22 protein-coding genes are annotated in these 25334 nt (G+C 44.7%); 20 read left to right on the top strand and 2 right to left on the bottom strand.

Annotation, left to right across the window (positions count from 1 at the left end):
- The first annotated feature begins 229 nt into the window (after positions 1-229).
- The 16 genes from sufB to der all read left to right on the top strand — a co-directional run bounded on the left by sufB (position 230) and on the right by der (position 16579).
- The gene (sufB, locus tag Q4561_RS04250) at positions 230-1666 is read left to right on the top strand and encodes a Fe-S cluster assembly protein SufB (RefSeq protein WP_303457813.1); all 1437 of its coding nucleotides are present in this window, start codon (positions 230-232) and stop codon (positions 1664-1666) included.
- 3 nt (positions 1667-1669) lie between these two features.
- A complete protein-coding gene (gene sufC / locus Q4561_RS04245) occupies positions 1670-2431 on the top strand; it encodes a Fe-S cluster assembly ATPase SufC (RefSeq protein WP_303457812.1) in 762 nt (253 codons plus the stop codon).
- Positions 2428-3684, top strand: coding sequence for a Fe-S cluster assembly protein SufD (sufD, locus tag Q4561_RS04240; protein WP_303457810.1), 1257 nt, complete (start codon positions 2428-2430; stop codon positions 3682-3684). The genes sufC and sufD overlap by 4 nt, the downstream gene beginning before the upstream one ends.
- A complete protein-coding gene (locus Q4561_RS04235) occupies positions 3681-4898 on the top strand; it encodes an aminotransferase class V-fold PLP-dependent enzyme (protein ID WP_303457809.1) in 1218 nt (405 codons plus the stop codon). Before sufD ends, Q4561_RS04235 begins: the two co-directional genes overlap by 4 nt.
- A gap of 9 nt (positions 4899-4907) precedes the next feature.
- Complete coding sequence (locus tag Q4561_RS04230; protein ID WP_303457807.1) at positions 4908-5264, top strand: iron-sulfur cluster assembly accessory protein; 357 nt, start codon at positions 4908-4910, stop codon at positions 5262-5264.
- A 23-nt stretch (positions 5265-5287) separates the two neighbouring features.
- Positions 5288-5821, top strand: coding sequence for a putative Fe-S cluster assembly protein SufT (gene sufT / locus Q4561_RS04225; protein ID WP_303457806.1), 534 nt, complete (start codon positions 5288-5290; stop codon positions 5819-5821).
- A gap of 15 nt (positions 5822-5836) precedes the next feature.
- Positions 5837-6247 carry a SufE family protein gene (locus Q4561_RS04220; protein ID WP_218419163.1) on the top strand — a complete coding sequence of 137 codons (411 nt, stop codon included), beginning with the start codon at positions 5837-5839 and terminating at the stop codon, positions 6245-6247.
- 211 nt (positions 6248-6458) lie between these two features.
- Entirely contained in the window at positions 6459-6890 is a 432-nt protein-coding gene (ndk, locus tag Q4561_RS04215; RefSeq protein WP_211070555.1) for a nucleoside-diphosphate kinase, read from the top strand.
- Positions 6891-7306: 416 nt separating this feature from the next.
- Entirely contained in the window at positions 7307-8425 is a 1119-nt protein-coding gene (locus Q4561_RS04210; RefSeq protein WP_303457801.1) for a bifunctional tRNA (adenosine(37)-C2)-methyltransferase TrmG/ribosomal RNA large subunit methyltransferase RlmN, read from the top strand.
- Between the two features lie 24 nt (positions 8426-8449).
- The gene (gene pilW, locus Q4561_RS04205) at positions 8450-9472 is read left to right on the top strand and encodes a type IV pilus biogenesis/stability protein PilW (protein ID WP_303457800.1); all 1023 of its coding nucleotides are present in this window, start codon (positions 8450-8452) and stop codon (positions 9470-9472) included.
- 8 nt (positions 9473-9480) lie between these two features.
- The gene (locus Q4561_RS04200; protein ID WP_303457798.1) at positions 9481-10542 is read left to right on the top strand and encodes a RodZ domain-containing protein; all 1062 of its coding nucleotides are present in this window, start codon (positions 9481-9483) and stop codon (positions 10540-10542) included.
- Positions 10543-10550: 8 nt separating this feature from the next.
- Positions 10551-11669, top strand: coding sequence for a flavodoxin-dependent (E)-4-hydroxy-3-methylbut-2-enyl-diphosphate synthase (ispG, locus tag Q4561_RS04195; protein WP_013783286.1), 1119 nt, complete (start codon positions 10551-10553; stop codon positions 11667-11669).
- A gap of 77 nt (positions 11670-11746) precedes the next feature.
- Positions 11747-13027: a histidine--tRNA ligase gene (hisS, locus tag Q4561_RS04190; RefSeq protein ID WP_303457797.1), complete on the top strand. Its 1281-nt coding sequence runs from the start codon at positions 11747-11749 to the stop codon at positions 13025-13027.
- 12 nt (positions 13028-13039) lie between these two features.
- Positions 13040-13660 (top strand): tetratricopeptide repeat protein, encoded by a 621-nt coding sequence (locus tag Q4561_RS04185; protein WP_303457796.1) that lies wholly within the window; start codon positions 13040-13042, stop codon positions 13658-13660.
- 31 nt (positions 13661-13691) lie between these two features.
- Positions 13692-14948, top strand: a complete 1257-nt coding sequence (gene bamB, locus Q4561_RS04180) for an outer membrane protein assembly factor BamB (protein WP_303457794.1) — start codon at positions 13692-13694, stop codon at positions 14946-14948.
- Positions 14949-15133: 185 nt separating this feature from the next.
- On the top strand, positions 15134-16579 hold the full coding sequence (gene der, locus Q4561_RS04175; protein ID WP_303457793.1) for a ribosome biogenesis GTPase Der: 1446 nt from the start codon (positions 15134-15136) through the stop codon (positions 16577-16579).
- A gap of 119 nt (positions 16580-16698) precedes the next feature.
- Here der and Q4561_RS04170 read toward each other — a convergent pair whose 3' ends face one another.
- Complete coding sequence (locus Q4561_RS04170; RefSeq protein WP_303457792.1) at positions 16699-17910, bottom strand: hypothetical protein; 1212 nt, start codon at positions 17908-17910, stop codon at positions 16699-16701.
- Between the two features lie 16 nt (positions 17911-17926).
- Positions 17927-19276, bottom strand: a complete 1350-nt coding sequence (gene xseA, locus Q4561_RS04165; protein WP_303457791.1) for an exodeoxyribonuclease VII large subunit — start codon at positions 19274-19276, stop codon at positions 17927-17929.
- Positions 19277-19376: 100 nt separating this feature from the next.
- Here xseA and guaB point away from each other — a divergent pair, with 100 nt between their 5' ends.
- From guaB to Q4561_RS04145, 4 genes are all read left to right on the top strand, one after another.
- The gene (gene guaB, locus Q4561_RS04160) at positions 19377-20846 is read left to right on the top strand and encodes an IMP dehydrogenase (protein WP_303457789.1); all 1470 of its coding nucleotides are present in this window, start codon (positions 19377-19379) and stop codon (positions 20844-20846) included.
- 95 nt (positions 20847-20941) lie between these two features.
- Entirely contained in the window at positions 20942-22519 is a 1578-nt protein-coding gene (gene guaA, locus Q4561_RS04155) for a glutamine-hydrolyzing GMP synthase (protein ID WP_303457787.1), read from the top strand.
- A 165-nt stretch (positions 22520-22684) separates the two neighbouring features.
- Positions 22685-24307 carry a methyl-accepting chemotaxis protein gene (locus tag Q4561_RS04150; protein WP_303457785.1) on the top strand — a complete coding sequence of 541 codons (1623 nt, stop codon included), beginning with the start codon at positions 22685-22687 and terminating at the stop codon, positions 24305-24307.
- A 111-nt stretch (positions 24308-24418) separates the two neighbouring features.
- Positions 24419-25315, top strand: coding sequence for a histone deacetylase (locus Q4561_RS04145; protein ID WP_303457784.1), 897 nt, complete (start codon positions 24419-24421; stop codon positions 25313-25315).
- Positions 25316-25334: the final 19 nt, after the last annotated feature.

Here is a 25334-nt window from a genome sequence, read left to right as displayed (position 1 = left end):
CAGAAGCACAATATTTAATTTTTATTTAACAGGGCTGTTGAATATTTGAGTGAAATACTCAGGTATTATATAATACGGCTCCAAAATTTTAGGCTGTCTAGATATTCGATAGGAATATCGCAAATACGTTTTGGCAAATAAATAGCTAAAACGGCAACGTGACTTACTGGCAAGACCGAGAGGCCAGTAGTGAAGGCAGCAAACGCAGGCAAACAAGTGAGATCCCAACATGAGTGAACAGATCGAACAGGCGTTAGAAAGAAAGTACGATGCTGGATTTTATTCAGAGATCGAATCTGAGACTTTTGAAAGTGGCCTCGACGAGTCAGTAATTCGCCGTATTTCAGCAATGAAAAACGAGCCAGAGTGGATGCTAGAGTGGCGCTTAAAGGCGTATCATTCGTGGCTTGAGATGGAAGAGCCTGATTGGGCCCATGTCGACTATCCTAAAGTTGACTATCAAGCCATTTCTTATTACTCGGCACCAAAGAGTATGAAAGATAAGCCTCAGTCACTTGATGAAGTTGACCCTGAACTACTGCGTACCTACGAAAAGCTAGGTATTCCGTTGCATGAACAAGAAATGCTAGCGGGCGTTGCAGTAGATGCGGTATTCGACTCTGTATCAGTAGTGACTACTTTTCGCAGCAAGTTAGAAGAAGCGGGCGTTATTTTTTGTCCTATCTCTGAAGCGCTTGTGAAATACCCAGATTTAGTGAAAAAGTATATTGGCTCGGTAGTACCGCGCACTGATAACTACTTTGCCGCATTAAATAGTGCCGTATTTACCGATGGATCATTCGTTTATATTCCAAAAGGCACACGTTGCCCAATGGAGCTTTCTACCTATTTCCGTATAAACGAAATGAACACCGGTCAGTTTGAGCGTACGTTGATTGTTGCCGAAGAAGGTAGTTATGTAAGCTATCTAGAAGGCTGTACTGCACCTCAGCGGGACGAAAATCAATTGCACGCAGCTGTAGTTGAATTAGTTGCTATGGATGATGCCACTATTAAGTACTCAACCGTACAAAACTGGTACCCAGGTGACGAAAACGGTAAAGGCGGTATTTACAATTTTGTGACCAAGCGTGGTATTTGCCATAAAAACGCAAAAATCTCGTGGACCCAAGTTGAAACGGGTTCAGCAGTAACCTGGAAATACCCAAGCTGTGTGCTTAAAGGTGATAACAGCGTAGGTGAGTTTTACTCAGTGGCGTTAACTCGTGGTAGGCAGCAGGCCGACACGGGAACCAAGATGATTCACCTTGGTAAAAACACGCGCTCTACCATTATCTCTAAAGGTATTTCAGCGGGTAACAGTAACAATGCGTATCGTGGATTAGTGCAAATGGGCCCACGTGCCGATGGCGCACGTAACTTCACAGAATGTGATTCGCTATTAATTGGCGATAAATGTGGCGCACATACATTCCCGTATATTGAAAGTAGAAATCCAAGTGCCATTGTTGAGCATGAAGCAACAACGTCGAAAGTAAGTGACGAGCAGTTGTTCCTGTGTAAGCAACGTGGTTTAGACACAGAAAAATCCGTTTCTATGATTGTTAACGGTTTCTGTAAAGAAGTATTCAAAGAGCTGCCGATGGAATTCGCCGTAGAAGCCGGCAAGCTGCTCGAAATTAGTCTTGAAGGTTCAGTGGGGTAATCAATGCTTAGTATCAAGAATTTACATGCCAGCGTAGAAGAGAAAAACATCATTAAAGGGCTTAACCTAGAAGTTGAGCCTGGTGAAGTACACGCTATCATGGGCCCTAACGGTGCCGGTAAGAGTACCCTTGGTTATGTGCTTTCTGGCCGTGATGGCTACGAAGTTAGCGAAGGTGATGTAACACTGAACGGTAAAGATTTACTTGATTTAGAAGTTGAAGAACGTGCCCGCGAAGGCTTGTTCTTAGCGTTTCAATATCCAGTGGAAATTCCAGGCGTAAGCAACATGGAATTTATGAAAGAGTCTGTAAACGCTATGCGTGAACAGCGCGGCGAAGAGCCTCTTACTGCTGCTGAATTTCTAAAGAAAGCGAAAGAAGCCTGTAAGCAGGTTCAATTGCCGCTAGATTTCTTAAAGCGTGGCGTTAACGAAGGTTTCTCTGGTGGTGAGAAAAAGCGTAACGAAATCATGCAAATGATTTTGCTAGAGCCAAAGCTTTGTATTCTAGATGAGTCTGACTCAGGTCTAGACGTTGATGCGCTTCAAGTGGTTGCCGATGGTGTTAACAGCCAACGTGACGGTGAGCGCAGCTTTATCGTAGTGACTCACTATCAACGTTTGCTTGATTACATAAAGCCTGACTTTGTACATATACTTGCCGACGGTAAAATTGTGAAAAGTGGTGATGCATCACTGGCGCTAGAAGTAGAGAAAAGTGGTTATGCTTTCTTAGGTAAAGCATACGAGGAGGCTGAAGCATGAGTCAATGGCTAGAACAGGTCATTGATGGGGCAGCGCTAGATGATTATCTGGCGCCCGTGCGTCAGCAGGCCTTAACACAGTTAAAAAACGATGGTTGGCCGAAACGCCGAAACGAAAGCTGGATCAATACACCACTTACGCCCGTTGAAAAGCGTAACGTTGCCATTGCTACCCAAGCTGACAGCGTACCTGTACCAAACATCGATAATCTAAACGCACTTGATATCGTATTTGTAGACGGTGTGTTAGTGACGCAAATTAACACACTAGACGTGCCAGAAGGCATGGCAATTACATCGCTTAACGTTGACGATGCTAGCACACAAGCAGCCATTGCTAGTGTGTTCGGTCAAGTGAAGCCAACACGTCATTTATTTGGTCGTGTTAACGATGCACTTTGTCAGCACGGTGTATTCATCAATGTAGTAGACGGCGCAAAAGTAACAAAGCCTATTCGCATTGTGAACTTAGCGACTAAAAACGTAGATGCCCATACTCGCGTATTGGTTAAGCTAGGCAACGCATCAAGCGCGGTTATCATTGAACAAGGTTCAGGTGATACCGATAGCCTTACTACGGCATTTGCTGAATACGATATTTCTGATGATGCGCACTTAGAACATTACCGTTTTGCCATGTTCACTGGCAGCGCTAAGCAACTCGGTGGTAGCCACTTTATGTTGCACGACCGCTCAACGCTAAATAGCACCTTAGTGGGCTATGGCAGTGAGTTGTCACGCTTAGATGTGGACATGCACCATGCCGGTGAGTTTGCTAACGCCAAAATGAACGCAATTTACTTATTGGCTGAAGGTGAGTTGTTCGACTTACATTCAACCATCGAGCACGCTATGCCTAATGGCACTACGGAAGAAAACGCTCGTGGGATTGTTGGCGATAAAGCACGTGCGGTGTTTAACGGTCGTATTCACATTCACCGTGACGCGCAGAAAACCTTGGCAGAGCTTAACAATCGTAATTTGTTGTTGTCTCGTCGCGGTGTTATCAATACTAAACCTGAGCTCGAAATTTATGCTGACGACGTGCGCTGTGCTCACGGTGCAACAGTGGCAGAAATTGAAGGTGAGGCGCTTTATTACATGCTGACTCGTGGTGTTCCGCGCAGCAAAGCGTTGGTAATGCTGAACTTTGGTTTCATTCAAGAGCTAATTAACGATATGCCAAATGCTGCTATACGCGACTGGTTACTTCCCGTGCTAAGTGAACGCTTTGCACACATGGAGGTTAAATGAGCTTAGACGTTGCTGCGCTTCGCGCCCAGTTTCCTATTCTTGCTAAAACGGTAGATGGTAAGCCTTTGGTTTACCTAGACAACGCGGCGTCAACGCAAAAGCCACAAGTGGTAATTGATGCCATTGTCGATTTCTACACGAATACCAATGCTAATGTGCATCGCGGCGCTCATCATTTGTCTGATGAAGCCACTCGTCGTTACGAGAACGCGCGCACTAGCGTGGCGGGTTTTATAAATGCCAACGCGCGAGAAGAAGTAATTTGGACTAGCGGCACCACCGAAGCTATTAATATTGTGGCTAACGGGTTGGGGCAGTTACTTCGCGAAGGCGACCAAGTGATGGTGACAGAACTAGAGCACCACGCGAACTTGGTTACCTGGCAGCAAGCGTGTCGACGTTCAGGCGCAACATTAAACATTGTGCCTGTATTCGACAACGGCGAGCTCGATATCGACGCATTCGATAGACTGTTAACACCCAACACTAAAATGGTGGCGTTTCCTCATGTGTCTAATGCATTAGGTACGGTTAATCCCATTAAGCTTTTAACTGAAAAAGCGAAAGCAGTAGGTGCCTGGGTGTTAGTAGACGGCGCGCAGGGCATTGCCCACGGCGGCGTTGACGTGCAAGACATAGGCTGTGATTTTTACGCCTTCTCTGGACACAAGCTGTTTGGACCTACTGGAATTGGTGTTTTATGGGGCCGTAAATCGGTGCTAGAAGACTGGCCAGTATGGCAAACCGGCGGCGAAATGATTAAAGACGTGACTTATCATGAAGCGACATGGGGCGAATTGCCAAATCGCCTAGAAGCTGGCACACCAAATATTGCGGGCGCTATTGGTTTAGGTGCTGCAGTTGATTGGTTTAAAAATCTTGATATGGCCGCACTACATAACCATGAACAAGCATTATTAAGCTACGCCACTGAACAAGCACTTGCCCTTGAAGGAATGCGCTTAATTGGCACAGCGCCAAATAAAGTGGGCGTATTAAGCTTTTTACTAGACGGTGCACATCCTGCCGATGTTGGGTTTATTCTCGACAGACAAGGTGTAGCAATAAGAACGGGCGATAACTGTGCTCAGCCGCTGATGAAGCGCTTTGGTATTCCAGGCACTGCGCGTGCATCGTTCGCAATTTACAATACGCTTGAAGAAGTGGACAGCTTATTTGCTGCACTTAAGAAAGCGAAAATGATGTTGGCCTAAGGAGGCACTATGAGTGTTGAAACATTTGTTCCTAGCACAAAGCTTATTACCTTGAGCGACAGCGCCATTAAGCACTTTGAAAGCAAGCTTAAAGATAAACCGGGTCAGTTGATTCGTTTATCTACCCGTGTAAGCGGCTGTACAGGTTATGCATACGAACTCGACTTTGCTGATAGCGCGAAAGACAGTGACGAAATTGTTGAAATTTCGCCAACCCTTCGTGTTGCGGTTTCAGAAGATGCTGCCGAATTAGTACGTAGTACAGAAATTGACTATGTAACTGAAGGCGTGAACGGCATTATTAAGTATAACAACCCGAACGTGGTTGATGAGTGCGGTTGTGGCGAAAGCTTCAACGTTGGCTAACTGCAATATAAAGAAGTTATAGCATGAAGCAGAAGATGGTGGTGACAGAACGAGAGTGTAAAGCACGTCTTGTTCCTGCGGGAAATCCTGCAACCATACCAGAAGGTGAGTTTGTTACGATCACGCAAGATTTAGGCGGTAACTACACCGTTACGTGGCGTGGCAATATGTACCGTATTGATGGCACCGATGCCGATGCCATTGGCCGTAAAGCCCAAGTACTCAATTTCGCTGATCCTGAAGATGGCAAAGTGAGTGAGCAACAGGTGTGGGATGCGCTTGAAACTATCTTCGACCCTGAAATACCAATTAATTTAGTGTCGCTTGGGCTTATTTATAAGGTACAAGTTAATCAAGATAACGGCGAAGTCGATATTGATATGACACTAACAGCGCCTGGTTGTGGCATGGGCCCAGTATTGGTAGGCGATGTTGAATATCGCGTAGCATTGGTTCCCTTCGTTACCGCCGTGAATGTAGAGTTAGTATTTGACCCTGCATGGTCAAGAGAAATGATGAGTGAAGAAGCGCAGCTAGAAGCTGGCCTTTTCTTTTAAAACACAGGATTATCCATGGCATTACCCTCTACTGAAGAAATTATTGATGATTTAGCGTTTTTCGATGATTGGGAACAGCGCTATCAATATATTATCGACTTAGGTAAATCTGTGCCGGGTTTGCCAGAAGACAAGCGCACGCCAGACAGACTTGTAAAAGGTTGCCAAAGCAGTGTGTGGCTAGTTGAGTCGTACGACAATAACCAAATTACCTTCGAAGTAGACAGTGACGCAGTGATTGTTCAAGGTTTATTGGCCTTGGTACTGGCGGCTTATAATAATAAATCGCCAAAAGACATTCTTGAATTTGATATCGATGGCTATTTCGAAGCACTAGATTTAGAACGTCATATCACGCCTACTCGCGGTAATGGTCTTCGTGCAATAGTGGCAAAAATTCAGCATCTTGCTAAAGAAAACAGTTAGTTATACCTCAATTTGTGTGGGGCTTTTGCTTAAGTTAAGTGTTACAACAGGCCCTAACTGTACTCGCGATAACCACTGTCATGATAATGTCATTGTTATCACGTGTAGTGATATAGCAGAGGGCGTTGAAATCGCCGCTGGTCAAGCCGTTAATAATTGCCTATAATTCGCGGCCAAAAATTCATAAGACTTAATTTGTTTGGAGAGAACAATGGCTCTAGAGCGTACTTTTTCGATTATCAAGCCTGATGCGGTAGCTAAAAACGTTATCGGTGCAATTTACAACCGTTTCGAATCTGCTGGTCTTCGCATCGTGGCATCTAAGATGATTCACATGAGCAAAGAACAAGCTGAAGGTTTCTACGCAGAACATAAAGAACGTCCTTTCTTTGGCGCTCTAGTTGGTTTCATGACATCTGGCCCAGTTATGGTTCAGGTTCTTGAAGGCGAAAACGCTGTTGTTAAAAACCGTGAAATCATGGGTGCAACTAACCCAGCTGACGCTGCTGCTGGAACACTTCGTTCTGACTACGCTGCTTCAATTGATGAAAACGCTTGTCACGGTTCTGATGCTCCAGAATCAGCTGCACGCGAAATTGCTTACTTCTTCTCTGAAGAAGAGATTTGTCCTCGTACGCGTTAATCGCAAACGACCGAATCTAAAAAAACGAGGCTTCGGCCTCGTTTTTTGTTTCTGCAAGTCACAGGCTCACTCATTTAGTGCGTCGTCTGCTTTGTTTTACACCGTTAACTTTCGACTACGACATTGCAGGTTTTCCTCTACATTTAGTCAGCGGGTTACGCTTTTTCTACTTGAACAAGTATGGTAAAATCCGCGCAAATTTTGAACGGCTTTAGTCTCTGGCTTTAGTTAGTTTTGGGCGTAAGGTTTTCTAAGCAGCATTTCCTCTGCTTACGTCCCACAAGCGAACGGCTTTCACTACTATTTTAAGTTAATAGATATAAAGCAACGTGGATTCGAACCACCAACATTAGTTCGCGTCATCATATTAGCAGTACAAGGCAAGAGCCTTGAATAGGTAAAAGGGTCATCATTTTATGGCAAAGACAAATTTGTTAAATCTTAATCGCGAAGGCTTGCGTAATTTCTTCAAAGAGAAAGGAGAAAAGCCATTTCGTGCCGATCAGGTAATGAAGTGGATTTATCAGCAAGGCGAAAGCGATTTCGAGAAAATGAGCAACCTGAATAAAAACCTTCGCGCCATGTTGATAGAGCACTGTGAAGTGAAAGCGCCAGAAATTGCCTATTTTCAAGAAGCCAGTGATGGCACCATTAAGTTTGCTTTAGCCCTTGAAGGCGGACAAGAAGTAGAAACGGTATGGATCCCAGAAGCCGACCGTGCAACCCTTTGTGTGTCTTCACAAGTAGGCTGTGCTCTTGAATGTACCTTCTGCTCTACGGCTCAACAAGGCTTTAACCGTAATTTGAGCGTCAGTGAAATTATTGGTCAAGTATGGCGTGTTGCTACCTTCCTTGGATTATCAAAAGATACCAGCAAACGTCCTATTACCAACGTGGTAATGATGGGCATGGGTGAGCCTTTGCTTAACCTTAAAAACGTAGTGCCAGCCATGAATATCATGTTAGATGATTTTGGGTTTGGCTTATCTAAGCGCCGCGTGACTTTGAGTACGTCAGGCGTAGTGCCAGCATTAGATATGTTAGGTGATCAAATTGATGTAGCCTTAGCTATTTCATTGCACGCACCTAACGATGAACTGCGCAATGAAATTGTGCCAGTGAACAAAAAATACAATATTGAAGCCTTTTTAGCCGGCGTTCGTCGTTATCTTGCAAAATCTAAAGCTAACCAGGGCCGTGTTACTGTCGAATACGTTATGCTGTCGCAGATTAACGATAGCACCGACCAAGCGCATGAATTAGCGAAGGTATTGAAAGATACTCCGTGTAAAATTAACTTAATTCCGTTTAACCCTTATCCGGGTTCACCCTACCTTTGTTCAAGTAATTCTCGTATCGATAGATTTTCAAAAGTGCTTATGGATTATGGGTTTACCACTGTTGTACGTAAAACGCGAGGGGATGATATTGACGCTGCTTGTGGGCAATTAGTGGGTGATGTTGTAGACAGAACTAAACGATTATTAAAAAAACAGGTGAAGGGCGAAGCGATTTCGGTAAAAATGGCCCAATAATCATTAAGATAATAGGGTAATAACATGCGAATAGGATTGATAGCAGCGGTAGTCTTTTTGTCAGGATGCGTAAGCAACTCACAACCAGGAAGTTACAACAGTAACTTTGATCGTCAAGAAGCTGCTAAAACTCGTATGTCTTTAGGGTTAACTTACCTTAAAAACAATAACTACCAACAAGCTAAAGTTAATTTAGATCAGGCGTTAGAGTATGACCCCCGTTCTGCTAAGGTTAATTACGCTATCGCGTATTACTATCAGCTAGTAGGGGATTCGCAGCGCGCAGATGATTTATATCAAACCGCGATGTCATTAGCACCCACAGACGGTGACATTGCGAACAGCTATGGCGCGTTCAAGTGCCAAGACGGCGATTACGATGGCGCTAAACATTATTTCCTTAAAGCGGTAAGTAATCAGCAATATGCTAATTCAGCAGAAACCTACGAAAATTTAGCATTATGTGCCCAAAGCCAAGGGAATATCGATGATGCTATTACTTACTTTCAGAGCGCACTAAAACATCAGCCTTTACGGGGCAAAAGTTTATACCTACTTACTGAACTTTACGTGGCTACCGAGCAGTGGACGTCAGCAAAATATACGTTAGATAAATACCAGCGTGTGGCCAAACCATCCCCTGACTCTTTATGGCTAGCCTTTGAAATACAAAGGGGCTCTAACGACTGGGAAGGCGCAAAGGAAGTTGGGTATAAACTATCAACCTTATTCCCTGATAGTTCGTATACAACCAAATACAAAAATATACTTGCCCAGTATACGCCTCAGGTTGAACGAAAAGTAAAAGGGGAAGATACTATTATTGAAGCGGTCTCAAGCTCAGACGATGCAGAGACAAATCAGGAGACATCTTCTGATCAAAAGCAATTCCACATAGTAAAGGCTAACGAAAACCTTTATCGTATTTCTCTAATGCATAACATTAAAATTACCTCGCTGAAGGAGTGGAATAACATTGAAAATGCTGGCTCGATTTTTGCCGGTATGAAGCTTTGGTTAGTACCACACAACATGCAAGGGGAATAGGAAGTCGAATGGTGTCAGAACAACAAGCGACTGAAGAAGCAGGCGTAGCACAAGAATCTACTGTGTTAAGTCCAGGACAAATGCTTCGAGAGCGACGGGAATCGCTAGGGCTAACTCAGCAGCAAATTGCTGATAAGCTTTTCTTGAAAGTCTCGCAAATCAATGCCTTAGAAGAAGATGCTGTGGATAAAACCACATCTATTACTTTCACCAAGGGCTATGTAAGAAACTATGCGAAACAACTAGGGCTAAATGCCGAACAGGTTGTTGCCGCGTTTGAGAAGTATCATACCAGCGTAGAGCCACCAGCAAAGCTGCAAAGTTTTTCACGTCGTGTCGCAAAACAGACACACGATGACCGCTGGATGATGGTGACTTATGTTATTTTGTTGCTGATAATCGGTGGTATTGTGGCGTGGTGGGTACAGCAACCTAGTGACGACGCTATTGTTGAAACGCCTAATCTTGATAGAATTAAAGAAGAAGCGTCGAATACCCCTATTGCGACCGCACGTAATAGTAATTCTGGTACGTTGAATGGCACCAGTACTTCTAGTAATACGTTTCCTCAAAGCGGTGATGCAAACAGTAGCCAGAGTACTACTAACCAAGGCACCCCTCTACCGGCTAATAGCCGAGATGTGCTGAATTTGCCTGAAAGTGAATCAACATCAAGTAATTCAAGCCAAGATAATCTTCCTGCTTCAGCAGGTATCAATGAAAGTAACAACCTTACTGCATTGGTGAGTGATTCAGATAATGGCGAATTACGCATTGGTAGTCAGGCCGCTAGCAATTCTTCAGCCTCAGGCAGTCAGAGCGGGGCAGTGCCTATATCAATGACATTTACTTTTGATGATGATTGCTGGGTGAATATAAAAGACGCCACTGGGGAAGCAATTGCGTACGGTGTTAAGCAATCTGGCCGCGTAATGGAAATTCAAGGTGTGCCTCCTGTTGCAGTTACACTCGGCAAACCGGATAATGTACGTATATCAGTTAATGGCGACCCCGTGGATATCACGGCCTTTCAAAATGGCCAGATAGCACGATTTTCGCTTCCTATGTAGGTAATTAGATGTTTGCAGAAAGCCCTATTAAACGCAGAAAGTCGACGCGTATTAATGTAGGTAATATTCCTATTGGCGATGGCGCGCCCATTGCCGTTCAATCTATGACGAATACTCGTACCACTGATGTGGCTGCGACGGTTGATCAAATTAATCGTATTGTCGCCGTGGGTGGCGAAATTGTTCGCGTGTCCGTGCCTACCATGGACGCCGCTGAAGCATTCAAAGAAATTCGTAAGCAAGTTAGCACGCCTTTGGTCGCTGATATTCATTTCGATTACCGTATAGCGCTTAAAGTGGCCGAATACGGTGTTGATTGTTTGCGAATTAACCCAGGTAATATCGGCAATATGGAACGTGTACGTTCTGTTGTTGATTGCGCTAAAGACAAGAACATCCCCATTCGTATTGGTGTGAATGGGGGATCGCTGGAAAAAGACTTACAAGAAAAGTACGGTGAACCTACGCCCGAAGCCTTGGTTGAGTCGGCCATGCGACATGTCGATATTCTCGATAAGCTTAACTTCGACCAGTTTAAAGTGAGTGTTAAAGCCTCTGATGTCTTTCTGGCGGTAGGTGCTTATCGACTATTAGCACAGCAAATCGATCAGCCACTTCATTTAGGTATTACCGAAGCGGGCGGTCAACGTGCTGGCGCAGTAAAAAGTTCAGTGGGTCTAGGTATGCTGTTAGCCGAAGGCATCGGCGATACTATTCGTATTTCCCTGGCTGCCGACCCGGTTGAAGAAATTAAAGTGGGTTTTGATATTTTAAAATCTCTTCGCATTCGTTCTCGTGGTATTAACTTTATCGCGTGCCCAAGTTGTTCAAGACAAGAGTTCGATGTTATTGGCACCGTGAACGCGTTAGAGCAACGTCTAGAAGATATTCTTACGCCAATGGATGTGTCTATTATCGGCTGTGTTGTTAATGGACCAGGTGAAGCTGAGGTATCAGATTTAGGCTTAACGGGCGCCAGAAACATGAGCGGGTTATACGAAGATGGTAAGCGCGTGAAAGAGCGATTAGCCAACGATGACCTTATCGATAAGCTTGAAGCAAGAATTCGTGCCAAAGCAACCCGTATGAGCGAAGCCAACAAAATACAGGTATCGGTGAAAGACTAAGCCTGTACGATTGTTGTTTATCTTCAAAGCCCCTATAATGCGGGGCTTTTCACTATTTAGCAGTATGAGAATTTCACGTGGCTAAGACTATTCAGGCAATTCGCGGAATGAATGATTGCCTGCCGGAAGTATCCGGTACATGGCAGAAAGTAGAATCTGTACTCCGTCAAGTGGTAGCCAGTTATGGCTATCAAGAAATTCGTACGCCTATTGTAGAGAGCACTGACTTGTTCAAGCGCTCTATTGGCGAAGTGACCGACATTGTCGAAAAGGAAATGTATACCTTTGAAGACAGAAACGGTGACAGCTTAACCCTTCGCCCTGAAGGCACCGCCAGCACGGTACGTGCAGGTAATGAACATGGTTTGTTGTACAACCAACAGCAGCGCTTGTGGTACATGGGGCCAATGTTCCGCCACGAACGTCCTCAGAAAGGGCGTTATCGCCAGTTTCACCAGTTCGGTGTTGAAACCTACGGCCTTGATGGCCCAGATATCGATTTAGAAGTTATTTTATTAAGCGCTCGACTATGGAAAGCGTTTGGTATTGAAAAGCACGTTACGTTGCAAATTAACTCTTTAGGTTCGAACGAAGCCCGTCAGGCCTATCGTGAAACCTTAATTGGCTATTTGAAAGAACGTGCCGATAAGCTAGACGAAGAATCGCTTCGCCGGTTAGAGTCAAACCCACTTCGCGTTCTTGATAGCAAGAGCCCCAATGTGCAAGCGGCCATTGCGGATGCGCCATCTTTGCTAGATCATTTAGATGAAGAATCTAAAACCCATTTTGATAATTTATGCGAACGCTTAACACAGGCAGGTATTGCCTTTGAAATTAACCCTCGCTTAGTGCGCGGGCTAGATTATTATAATCGCACGGTTTTTGAGTGGGTGACAGAAAGTTTGGGTTCACAAGGCACAGTATGTGCTGGCGGTCGTTATGATGGCTTGGTGGAGCAACTAGGCGGAAAAGCAGCACCAGCCGTGGGTTTTGCCATGGGTATGGAACGCTTAGTACTCTTACTTACTACGCTGAATGAAGACGCACTAGATACCAGCAGTGCCGATGTGTACGTTACCGCAATGGGCGACGACACTCAGGCCTATGCGCTTGAAGTATCAGAACATCTTCGTGATGCATTGCCAAATGTACGAGTAATGATGCATTGTGGCGGCGGAAACTTTAGAAAACAATTAAAACGCGCTGACAAAACAGGGGCGAGTTTTGCCTTGTTGTTGGGGTCACAAGAAATGCAATCACGTGAAGTGGCAGTAAAGCCGTTGCGTGATGGTCAAGAGCAACAGACAATCGCTTTTGGTGCGTTGTCGAGCACAATTGCCGACCTGCTGAACGCATAATAAGAGGAAATCATGGAACAATTCGCAACAGAAGATCAACAAGTCGAAGCGATTAAACGCTTTTGGAAAGAACACGGTACCGCCATTATTGTAGGTGCTGCATTGGGGTTAGGCGGTCTATTTGGCTGGCAATATTATTCTGATAGCCAAATGGCAACTAAAGAAGCCGCATCAGTAGATTATCAAAATGCAGTAGAGACTTATGGTGAAGAAGGTAGTGCCGAAAAAATAGCCGCGTTTATTAGCGCTAATGAAGACACAGGTTACGCCAGTGTGGCAAGTTTGCTAGCAGCTAAGCAAGCGGTAGATGCGGGTGATTTAGATGCTGCAGCTTCGCACTTAAACCGTGTGGTTACTTTTGCTGAAAACGAAGAATTAAAAGCTCTTGCAGCCATTCGTTTAACACGAGTGCAAATTGAAATGAACCAGCTAGACGCAGCGTTGTCTACGCTAGGCAATATTACAAACGAAGCATTTGCTGCTGAAGTGTCTGAACTGAAAGGCGATGTATATCAGCAACAAAGTAAATTTGATGATGCTCGTTTAGCCTACTCAGGCGCGCTTGAAAAAAATGCCAACAACCCGCTGTTGCAAATGAAGTTAGACAACTTAGCCGTTGCCGCGGGCCAATAAGCTGGTACATAAAAATAAAGAGGTAAGCAATTTGTTTCACAATACGTGTGGCCGTAAGGGCCGATTTGCCCGAGTGATAGGAATGGCATTGGCCATTTCTGTAACGCTTTCTGGTTGTTCTACCGTATCTGATTGGTTTGCAGATGAAGAAGAGCTTGAGATTCGTCGATTAAAACCAATTGAAGCGAAATTTACGCCTTCCGTTAAATGGGATAGAGACATCGGTGATGGTGTTGATCACTATTTTTCTCGTCTTCGTCCTGTGTACGCTTACGACAATCTTTATGCCGCTGATCGCCATGGTAGCGTAGTTGCTATGAACCCTGAAAATGGCGAGCTGTTGTGGGAACGTAACTTCGCCGTATTTGAAGGTGATGGTTGGTGGGATTCTATCGCACGTCTTTGGCGCAGCGGTGCGAGTGCTCGCATAGGTGGTATTTCAGTTGCTGACAGATTGGTGTTTGTTGGCACCGAAAATGGCATTGTGATGGCCCTTGATATCGAATCGGGTGAGACTCAGTGGGAAGCGTCTATTCCTGGTGAAGTGTTAGCTGCACCTTCTGCTGATGGTGGTATTTTAGTGGTTAATACAGGCGCTGGAACCTTGTTTGGCTTCAATACCCGTACTGGTGAGCAACTGTGGAGACATGAAGGTGATACACCTCCATTAACCCTTCGCGGTATTTCTGGTCCAGTAGCGTCAAATGGTGGTGCACTAATTGGAACGCCTACCGGTAAGTTGCAAGTTAACCTAATTGATACCGGCGTGTTGGCTTGGGAAACCGTTATTGGCACACCTACCGGCGCGACAGAATTAGAGCGTATTGTTGATATCGACACCACACCAGTTTTATTTGGCGGCACTATTTATACGGTTTCGTACAATGGCACGTTAGCGGCGGTAGAGCTTCGCAGTGGTCGCGTTATTTGGAAGCGTGAGTACGGCTCGTATCGCAACCTAAGTATTGAAGGTAATAGTATTTTTGTTGTTGATAACAACTCTAATATTTATGCCTTAGACAGACGTAACGGTGTAGAGCTATGGTCACAAGGTAGCTTGAAGTCTCGTTCAGTAACTGCTGCCACACCTGTAGGCGACTACATTGTTGTGGGTGATAACTGGGGTTTTGTTCATTGGATTGAACAAGAGACTGGCGAAATTGTTGCCCGTGTAGATGTAGGTGGCGATGATGAAGACGACGCTATTTTCGATGCACCGTTGAACGTTGATGGCGTAGTGATAACCATGACCCGCAATGGCGTAGTGGCAGCTATTTCTACACTATAAGTTGTTGAGCATTACAACTTGCCCAACAAACACTACAATTTGTTAGATTGTTGGCCTAATATCTTTGGTTAGGCTGACGCATCATACCTAAACAGGTATAATGCCCAATCACACTCTGACCGCAAGTAGGCTATGCTTACTTGCGGTTTGTGTTTTTTAGCTTTTTTTCCTTTAGGATCTGATACATGTTACCCGTTGTTGCTTTGGTAGGCCGCCCTAATGTGGGTAAGTCCACCTTGTTTAATCGTTTAACTAATACACGTGATGCGCTGGTCGCTGATTATCCGGGGCTTACCCGTGACCGTAAGTATGGTCAGGCTAAGTTTGAGCAGCGTCAATTCATCGTGGTGGATACCGGCGGTATTACGGGTGACGAAGAAGGTATTGATGCTGAAATGGCGCAGCAGTCGCTTTTAGCCATTGAAGAAGCCGATGTCGTCTTGTTACTTGTTGATGCCAGAGCAGGACTATTACCTGCAGACCAAGGTATCGCTGACCATATTCGTCGGCTCAACAAAAAAGTGTTAGTGGTCGCAAATAAGGTTGACGGCATTGATGGCGATAGCGAAAGTGCCGACTTCTACGCTCTTGGCTTAGGTACGGTTAAGCAGATTGCGGCAGCCCACGGGCGTGGTGTAAGTCAACTGCTTCAAGATGCTCTAGTGCCACTTGAAGCAACTTTTCCCGACATGCGTATTGTTGAAGAAGTACAAGAAGAAGAAATTGATGCCGAAGAGCAGCTCAAGCGTCTGCAAGAACAGCCGATTAAATTAGCTATTGTTGGTAAGCCTAATGTGGGTAAGTCGACGCTAACAAACCGTATCTTAGGTGAAGAGCGTGTTGTAGTTTACGATCTTCCGGGTACTACTCGCGACAGCGTTTTCATTCCAATGGAGCGTGACGAACGTGAATATATTCTCATCGATACTGCGGGTGTGCGCAAACGCAGAAAGGTTAACGAAGCGGTTGAAAAGTTCTCTATCGTAAAAACCTTGCAGGCCATTGACGAAGCAAACGTTGTGCTGATGGTTATAGATGCTCGAGAGGGCATTACCGATCAAGACTTAAGTCTGCTTGGGTTCGTGTTAAATTCCGGCCGCTCACTGGTGATTGCAGTGAATAAGTGGGACGGACTTAGCACAGATGTTAAAAACGATATAAAACGCGAACTCGATCGCCGTTTAGGTTTTATTGATTTTGCTCGTTTGCATTTTATATCTGCAACCCATGGTACCGGTGTAGGCAACTTGTTTGCTTCAGTTCAAGAAGCTTACTTAAGCGCTACTAAGCGTATTAATACCTCTATGCTTACTCAAATTATGGAAATGGCGCAGGATGACCATCAGCCGCCGCTAGTGCGCGGTCGTCGGGTTAAAATGAAGTACGCCCATGCGGGTGGTTACAATCCGCCAGTAATTGTTATTCATGGTAACCAAGTTGATGATTTACCTACTTCGTACAAACGCTTCTTAATGAATTACTTCCGTAAAGCGCTGCAAGTTATGGGTACGCCGATCAGAATCGAGTTCAGAGAAGGGGCCAACCCGTTTGAGGGTAAAAAGAATAAGCTTACCCTTACTCAAGAGCGTAAACGAAAGCGTTTACTGTCTTATCACACTAAGAAAAAGTAGTCGCAATACTAGAATTACTTTACGTTAAATTGTGATGCGCTGCTGGTAAGTAAAAGCATGTGAATGACAATATTTATATGAGAAAGGTCGGCACTGTAACCAGTGCCGACCTTTTTTGTTTATTTAAGCATGGCTCGAACTTGTTGCATTAGAACAGATTCGTCTGGCACTGAGATATGCGCAACAAGTTCATTGGCTAACGGATCTGAAAAGTCGCTTGGGAAGGTGGTGGCTACTTTCACTATCTTGTCGTTGTACTTAAACACATAGGTTGTGGCAAAAATAGCATCGTCAACTGGAGAGTCGGCTTTAAGCGATAGCCGCCAGCCATTTGCAAAGCCTTGTACTACAAATGGCGATACAGGTTGCGGCTGAGTAAGTGTAAGGTTGCGGGAATGCGCGACTTTATCTGCTTTAATCCAGTCCTCATCTAATTGCTGGTGAAGAATAGCATCGGTAGTTTCAGAGTTTTCGAGGCTGTATACGTCGGCGGATGCCTGCTCGTTAAATGCTTTTTTGCTTGAGACTGCTTTGCGAGGCAACCCATTGTTAGCCGTATTGCCGTCAAGCTTGGCTAAAATAGGGTACACAGTTACATCAACCAAGGCATCTTCATAAGCAGGGTGGGTATATCGCGTGATAGAGCCTTTAAAAGGGTCGGGATATAGTTGAGTATCTAACCTAGTAAAGTCACCTAAAGACTCAGGTACGCTCAGGTAGTTATCGTAGTCGCTAGCGTTAACTGCTTTATATAAAAATGTTGGGGAAAATATGGCCTGATCCGTCGCTTGCTTATACCATAATATTAACGGTTCAAGCGCTTTTTGCCGCGCTTCAGCACTCCTATTCACATGGGTTTGAATAACCCGAGAATCAATTTCAATACCCCGCCACTGCAACGTTAACTCGGTAAAGTGATTTTCCGTGTTAGTGAGTTTTTCTTCATTTTGATTAGCCACATTTGCAATCAGTAGTTCATAGTCCACGCCATTATCGTAAGGTTTTACGTCGGTAAACCACGATTGACTGGTGAGAATAGAAACAAAGGCGTCTGGCGAGATGGAATCCTCAATACACTCTGAATGGGGCCCTTCAGATTCGCAGGAACCCAACATTGCTGCACTAGGGTAAGTGGAAAATACCGCAATAGGAATGGCCGTAACTGGCGCGTCTGTGGACTCAGGCCCAGATGTTGGTTCAGACAAGCCCGTTGAATTCGACAAATCAAGAGATTGCGTAAACGTGCTCGCAGATTCATCAGACGCTGCCTTTACGCTTACTAAAGTCAGCGCTATTAACAGCCAGACTGAACGGGAAACAAAGAGAGACAAAAAACAGCCTTTACTGTTAACGATTTATGCCCACCACTTTACTGGTTATTTCCCCATCAGTCACTCGAGACTTAATGATATCGTTTTCTTTTACATTTTCGACAGAGGTTAGGGCTTCCCCATCAGACAAAGTAATACTGTAACCTCGCGAAAGTGTAGAAAGTGGACTTATCGACTGTAATAAACCGACTTTTGCGGCAAATGCTTGTTGCTTGCTATTCATTAGTTGCTTCATGTTGCTACATAGCGTTTTGTGCGTCTGGACCATGCGCTCTTTAGCTTGATTTACACGTTCAGTGGGATTTTGCTGAGCCAAGCGATTATTAACATATTCAAACCGTTTATTTTCGATTGCGAGTTTGTTATTGATAGTATGGCTTAAACGTAATTGAAGCCTATCGAGGGCTTGCCACTGATTTTGTATTTTGCTTTGCGGATGCACTGACTGCAAACGTTGGTGCTGTAGTTTATGCTGTTGCGCTAAATGACTGAGTTTTTGTAGCATGGCGCGAGTTAATCGCTGTTTGTACTGTACTAAGCTTTCACTGAGCGCGTTAGTATCTTGACTTAATATTTCAGCGGCCGCTGATGGAGTAGGGGCGCGTAAATCGGCAACAAAATCAGCAATAGTAAAATCAACCTCATGACCAACGGCGCTAATTAACGGTAATTGTGACTCGGCGATTTCTCTAGCAAGGTTTTCATTGTTAAAACACCATAAATCTTCTAAAGAACCACCACCACGAGTTAGCAAAAGAGCATCTACTTCATTTCGTTGATTCGCAGTGCGTAGGGCGTTAATAAGCTGAGCTGGCGCGGTTTCACCTTGCACCATAGAAGGGTAAACAATAACTTCCGTTTGCGGGCTACGGCGTTTTAACACACTAAGTACATCATGCAGCGCTGCGCCCGTTGATGAAGTAATAACACCAATACGATTGATAACCTCTGGCATAGGGCGTTTACGTTCGATACTGAATAAGCCTTCAGCGTTTAGCTTTGCTTTTAAAGCTTCATAGGCTTGCTGTAATGCCCCTTCGCCGTCGCTTTCCATATGCTCTATGACAAGCTGGTAGTCGCCTCGTGCTTCGTAAATTCCCACGGATGCACGCACTAGTACCTTATCGCCTTCTTTTGGGCGCTGTTTTACAGTGCGATTAGTGTTTTTAAACATGGCGGCACGCACTTGTGCCTTATTATCTTTTAGCGTGAAATACCAATGACCGGAAGCGGCACTGACAAAATTGGATATTTCAGCGGATAACCATATAAGTCCCACTTCGCTTTCAAGCACGGTTCGAGCAAGCCGATTTAGCTTAGTAACTGTTAAAATTTGTCGCGATGTAGAGGGTGAAGATGTAAACATAAGAAAAAATCGTCTGGTTTAATAAAATAGAGTTTACCTGAAATCTAAAAAACACTACAATTGCGCCGCAATTAACCCTCAACTGAATAGGTGTTGTTGCATGCTACGAATCATCCAAGAAGCCCTGACGTTCGACGATGTGTTGCTGGTTCCCGGCCACTCGACAGTTCTTCCACATACTGCCAAACTTCAAACTCGTCTAACTCGTGGTGTCACGTTAAATATCCCTATGGTATCTGCGGCGATGGACACCGTCTCTGAAGCGCGCCTAGCGATTGCACTTGCTCAAGAGGGCGGTATCGGCTTTATTCACAAAAACATGGAACCTGCGCAACAGGCAAAACATGTTCGTGAAGTGAAAAAGTACGAAAGTGGCGTGGTATCAGACCCCGTTACGGTTGCTAAAGATGCCACTATCGGCGAAGTTATTAATCTTTCTAAGCGCCTTGGTTACTCTGGTTTCCCGGTAACCGACCATCAAAATAACCTCATTGGTATCGTTACTGGCCGTGATTTACGTTTTGAAAAACGTCTTGAGCTGCCTATTAGCAATGTTATGACAGGTAAAGACGACCTTGTTACTGTTAAAGAAGGTGCGAGTTCAGATCAAGTACTCGATCTTATGCATGAACACCGCATTGAAAAAATTCTTGTGGTAGATGATGCGTTCAAGCTTACCGGTCTTATTACAGTTAAAGATTTCCAAAAAGCCGAAAACAAACCGAATGCCTGTAAAGATTCATTGGGTCGATTACGCGTAGGTGCTGCGGTTAGTGTTGGGCCTGGTACTGATGAGCGTATTAAGCTTTTAGTTGAAGCCGGCGTAGATGTTTTACTTATCGATACCTCTCATGGTCATTCACAAGGCGTTATTGATCGCGTTAAGAAAGTACGTACTGATTATCCTGATGTACAAATTATTGCGGGTAACGTGGCAACAGGGGATGGTGCAAAAGCACTGGCTGATGCAGGCGTAGATGCAGTTAAAGTAGGTATAGGTCCAGGTTCAATTTGTACTACCCGTATTGTTACCGGTTGTGGTGTACCACAAATTACTGCGGTATCTGATGCGGTAGATGCACTTGCAGGTACTGACATTCCGGTTATTGCCGATGGCGGTATTCGTTTCTCTGGTGATATTGCGAAAGCTCTAGCTGCTGGCGCAAGCTGCGTAATGGTAGGTAGCATGCTAGCGGGAACGGAAGAGGCGCCAGGTGAAGTTGAACTTTATCAAGGTCGTTACTTTAAATCGTACCGCGGTATGGGCTCACTTGGGGCTATGAACCAAAACCATGGTTCATCTGACCGTTATTTCCAAGAATCAAACAATGCCGAAAAGCTTGTGCCTGAAGGCATTGAAGGTCGAGTAGCCTATAAAGGGCCTATTGCGAATATCATCCATCAGCAAATGGGCGGGCTACGCTCAGCGATGGGGCTTACCGGCTGTGGCAGTATTGATGAACTTCGCACAAAAGCGCAGTTTGTTCGTGTTACCTCTGCAGGTATGGGCGAATCTCACGTTCATGATGTAAGCATTACTAAAGAAGCGCCGAACTACCGTCTAGGCTAGATTTGCGACAAGATATAACTATATACAGCGCATCGTGAGGCGGGTACCTTTCCGCCTCATTGCCGCCTTCGTTCTATTTTAAAACGGGTAAAAACATGACCACAAATATCCATGACCAACGCATTCTTATTTTAGATTTTGGTTCACAGTACACGCAGCTGATAGCACGCCGTGTACGTGAAATAGGCGTTTATTGTGAGCTTTGGGCTTGGGATGTGACCGAAGAGCAAATTCGAGAATTTAATCCACAAGGTATTATTTTGTCGGGCGGCCCTGAATCGGTGACCGAAGAAAACTCACCACGCGCTCCAGAATACGTGTTCGAAGCTGGCGTGCCTGTTTTTGGTATTTGTTACGGTATGCAAACCATGGCGGCCCAATTGGGTGGCGGTGTTTTAGGCTCTGACAAGCGAGAATTTGGTTACGCGCAGGTGGAAGTTATCAAGCCTACGTCTTTACTTAGTCATATTGAAGATAGCATCGGCGCGAATGGTAATGCATTACTTGACGTGTGGATGAGCCACGGCGATAAAGTAGCCGCTGTGCCTGAAGGGTTTGAAACCATTGCCCAAACAGCATCTTGCCCACATGCTGCTATGTACAACGAAGAGAAACAGTTTTACGGCGTACAATTTCACCCTGAAGTTACCCACACTAAACAAGGTATGCGTTTGCTTAGCCACTTTGTTATGGATGTGTGTAAATGCGAAAAGTTATGGACTGCTGATGCCATCATTGAAGATGCGATTGCGCGTATTCAACAAAAAGTTGGCGACGACCGCGTCATTTTAGGTTTATCGGGAGGCGTCGATTCATCGGTTACTGCCATGCTGCTTCACCGTGCTATTGGTGCAAACCTCACCTGTGTGTTTGTAGATAACGGCTTGCTTCGTTTGAACGAAGCAGATCAAGTAATGGAAATGTTTGGTGACCATTTCGGTCTCAATATCATTCGTATTGACGCGGAAGAGCGTTTCTTAGGCCGATTAAAAGATATCGAAGATCCAGAGCTTAAGCGCAAAGCGATTGGTAATGAATTTGTCCGTGTGTTCGATGAAGAAGCTGGAAAGCTTGCCAATGCGAAATGGTTAGCCCAAGGCACTATCTACCCAGATGTTATTGAATCTGCAGGTTCTGCAACAGGTAAGGCCCATGTGATTAAGTCTCACCACAATGTGGGTGGGCTCCCTGATGATATGGAATTAGGTCTTGTAGAGCCACTTCGTGAGTTGTTCAAAGATGAAGTACGTAAAATAGGTCTTGAACTAGGTTTACCGTATGACATGCTTTATCGCCACCCATTCCCAGGCCCTGGTTTAGGTGTACGCGTTCTTGGTGAAGTGAAAAAAGAGTATTGCGACTTACTACGTCGCGCAGACGCTATTTTCATTGAAGAATTGTACAACGCCGATTTATATCAGAAAGTAAGCCAAGCCTTTACCGTATTTTTGCCTGTACGCTCTGTCGGCGTAATGGGTGATGCCCGTAAATACGATTGGGTTGTATCGCTACGTGCGGTAGAAACAATCGACTTCATGACCGCACACTGGGCGCACTTACCTTATGACTTCTTAGGTAAAGTATCGAATCGTATTATCAACGAAATCGATGGTATTTCCCGTGTTGTTTACGATATATCGGGTAAACCGCCAGCCACGATTGAATGGGAATAAGAAAAGGCCGAAAGGCCTTTTTTTTGTCTATAATTCTAACGTATTAACGAATAGGTAAAGGTATTCAGGGTGATACCTTGTTTGTAACGTTTCTGTCATACAAATAACATTTAATGGCGGCGTTTCACGATATTTGAATTTTCATTAGACTAAAGGTTAGCCGCTGTGTTCAATTACACCAGTATCAGTCGATTAGTAATTACCCCTGTGCTTGCGAGCTTATGTTTATTGGTTTTTCTAAACGCCGCATCCATCTATAAATCTTTCTCGCTGTTAAGCAGTTTCGAATCACTAGAGCATACACTTGTTCAGGCAGAGCGTGACGTTAACGCAACTTTAAATACCTTTAAAACCCAAGTTCAGGAGTGGAAAAATACACTGCTGCGAGGGCACAACGACGACGATCGCGAAAAGTACTGGTCTCGCTTTCAAAAGCGGGAAGCTGAGATAAAGCTGCAATTTAGTCAAATGTTGGCGAACCCTGTAGTGAGTGACAAAGCCAAATCGGATATTCGAAAATTCCAAACAGCGCACGCCTACATGGCTGAAAAGTATCGAGAAGGCTATGCGGCTTTTATAGCATCGGGTTTAGACCCGAAAGTAGGGGATAGCTACGTTCGTGGTATTGACCGTGAACCTGCGAAACTACTTGAAAGCATTGCCGATGAAATAGCACATCAATCTGAGCTAGCCATTACTGATTTGAAAAACGGTACGCGAAGAATGTTATGGCTGATTCTGCTTGCCGCAATCGCGCTGTCACTGCTATCTGTTACTTATGTAATTAGTCGTCTTCGTACGCAGGTAATTAACCCTACCCGTGAAGTGGCTGCATGCATTTCTAATCTAGCTACCAGTCAGTACGATTACTCGCTGACGTATGCAAGTGGGCACGAGCTTGGCATTTTGGCTGACTCTGCTAGAGCATTACAAAGCAAGTTAAAAGCCTCGGTTACCCAGTTGCATCAAACCGAATTAGAAATGGAGCGTGCTTTTGTTGCCCTTGGCGACGTAGGGCAGTCAATTATGGATGGTGCGGTAGAGCAGCGCGATGCTTCACTATCGTTAGACGCCACTACTGATAAATTAAAAGGGATAGTACAGAACTTGGTCGCCATTACGGACCAAGTGGCTGTGGCTACCAAAAATTCAGAAGAGAACGTAGCGAGTTGCTATTCAACTTTTGAGCGTGCAAATACTGGGTTTAAGCAACTAGCAAAAACAGTAACTGAGTCGAGTGATATTGTCAGCGACCTACAAAGCCGCAGTAAAAATATTCTCAAAGTGGTTAATGTGATTAACGAAATTGCCGATCAAACCAACTTATTAGCACTGAATGCTGCCATTGAAGCCGCGAGGGCAGGCGAGCATGGCAGAGGCTTTGCCGTGGTAGCAGACGAAGTGCGGGCGTTGGCAGCGAAGACACAGCAATCGACGAAAGAAATAAATGATATTCTTAGTAGTTTTGAAGCCGAAGCCCGTGGAGCCGTGTTGGCCATGGAAGAAGGTAAGCAGCTCTCAGACACCAATGCGGCTGAAGCTGCTATTGCATTACAAACCCTGAATAATGTGGTTGAGGATATTAAGGAAACGGCCAGTGTGGTGGTAGCACTTAATCACGCCGCAGACGAGCAAGAGACAGTGTTGTCGCAGGTGGAAAGTATTATTGCGAATGTGGTGGCATCGTCCGACCGCTATCATAAATTGGCGCAACGTGATGACATGGCAGAGTCGATGAAAAGTATGTCGGTCAATGTGGAAAAAGTGGTGAACAGTTTAACCCGCTAATACATGATATTGGGTATAATGAAAGTGAGCTAGTATAAGTGCATGCTCCGTTTTTTTATAAATCCGCTATGGTTTAATCCGCAAATAAAACAAGGTAGTGATTGAGACGTTATGATCCCACTGGTTTTTCACCCTATTTATAGCCAACTGAAATTACCTGAACGTCATCGCTTCCCTATCGATAAGTATCAAGGCATTCGAAACGCACTTTCATTGGGCGGTGTACCAGATGATGTATTTTTTAAGCCTGTGCCGCTAGCGATAACGGAATTGGAGTCTCACTTTGACAAAAACTATGTTCAGCAGTTAACTAGCGGTACATTAGATAAAAAAGCCATGAGGCGTATTGGCTTTCCTTGGTCTGATCAACTTATCGAACGCACGCTTACCGCAGTGGCTGGCACCTGTCTAACGGCGGAACTAGCACTGGAATATGGGAAGGCGTTAAATTTAACCGGAGGTTACCATCATGCATTTGCGGATTTTGGCTCTGGCTTTTGTTTATTTAATGATTTGTATTTAGCCGCAAAAGCTATGCAAAAAAAGAAAGGTATAGATAATATTTTAATTATCGACCTTGATGTTCATCAAGGTGATGGCACGGCAAAACTCGCTCAGAATGATGTCAGTATTTTTACTGTCTCAATTCATGGTGAAAAAAACTTTCCTCATCGGAAGCAGCATTCAAATATCGATATAGGCATGATTAAGGGCTGCGAAGACGACGAATATTTAGATACCGTGCAAGAAACGTTAGCCATGGTGTCGATGCAATTTCAAGCTGATGCGATTATTTATGACGCTGGCGTAGATATACACATTAATGACGACTTGGGCTTATTAAACATCTCTACCGAAGGCGTTAGCGCTCGAGATGAGATGGTGTTCGCATTAGCTGAACGTATGGGCGTGCCCATTGCGGCCGTTATCGGTGGTGGGTATCAGCGGGATATAGATGCCTTGGTAGATGTTCATCTACAACTGTACAAAGCGGCTGGCGTTATTTAAAAGTATAGATTTTTGATTG

The sequence above is a fragment of the Alteromonas sp. 1_MG-2023 genome, assembly GCF_030547075.1.
In the GTDB taxonomy this organism is placed as follows: Bacteria; Pseudomonadota; Gammaproteobacteria; order Enterobacterales; family Alteromonadaceae; genus Alteromonas.
This window is presented reverse-complemented; position numbering and strand designations above follow the sequence as displayed.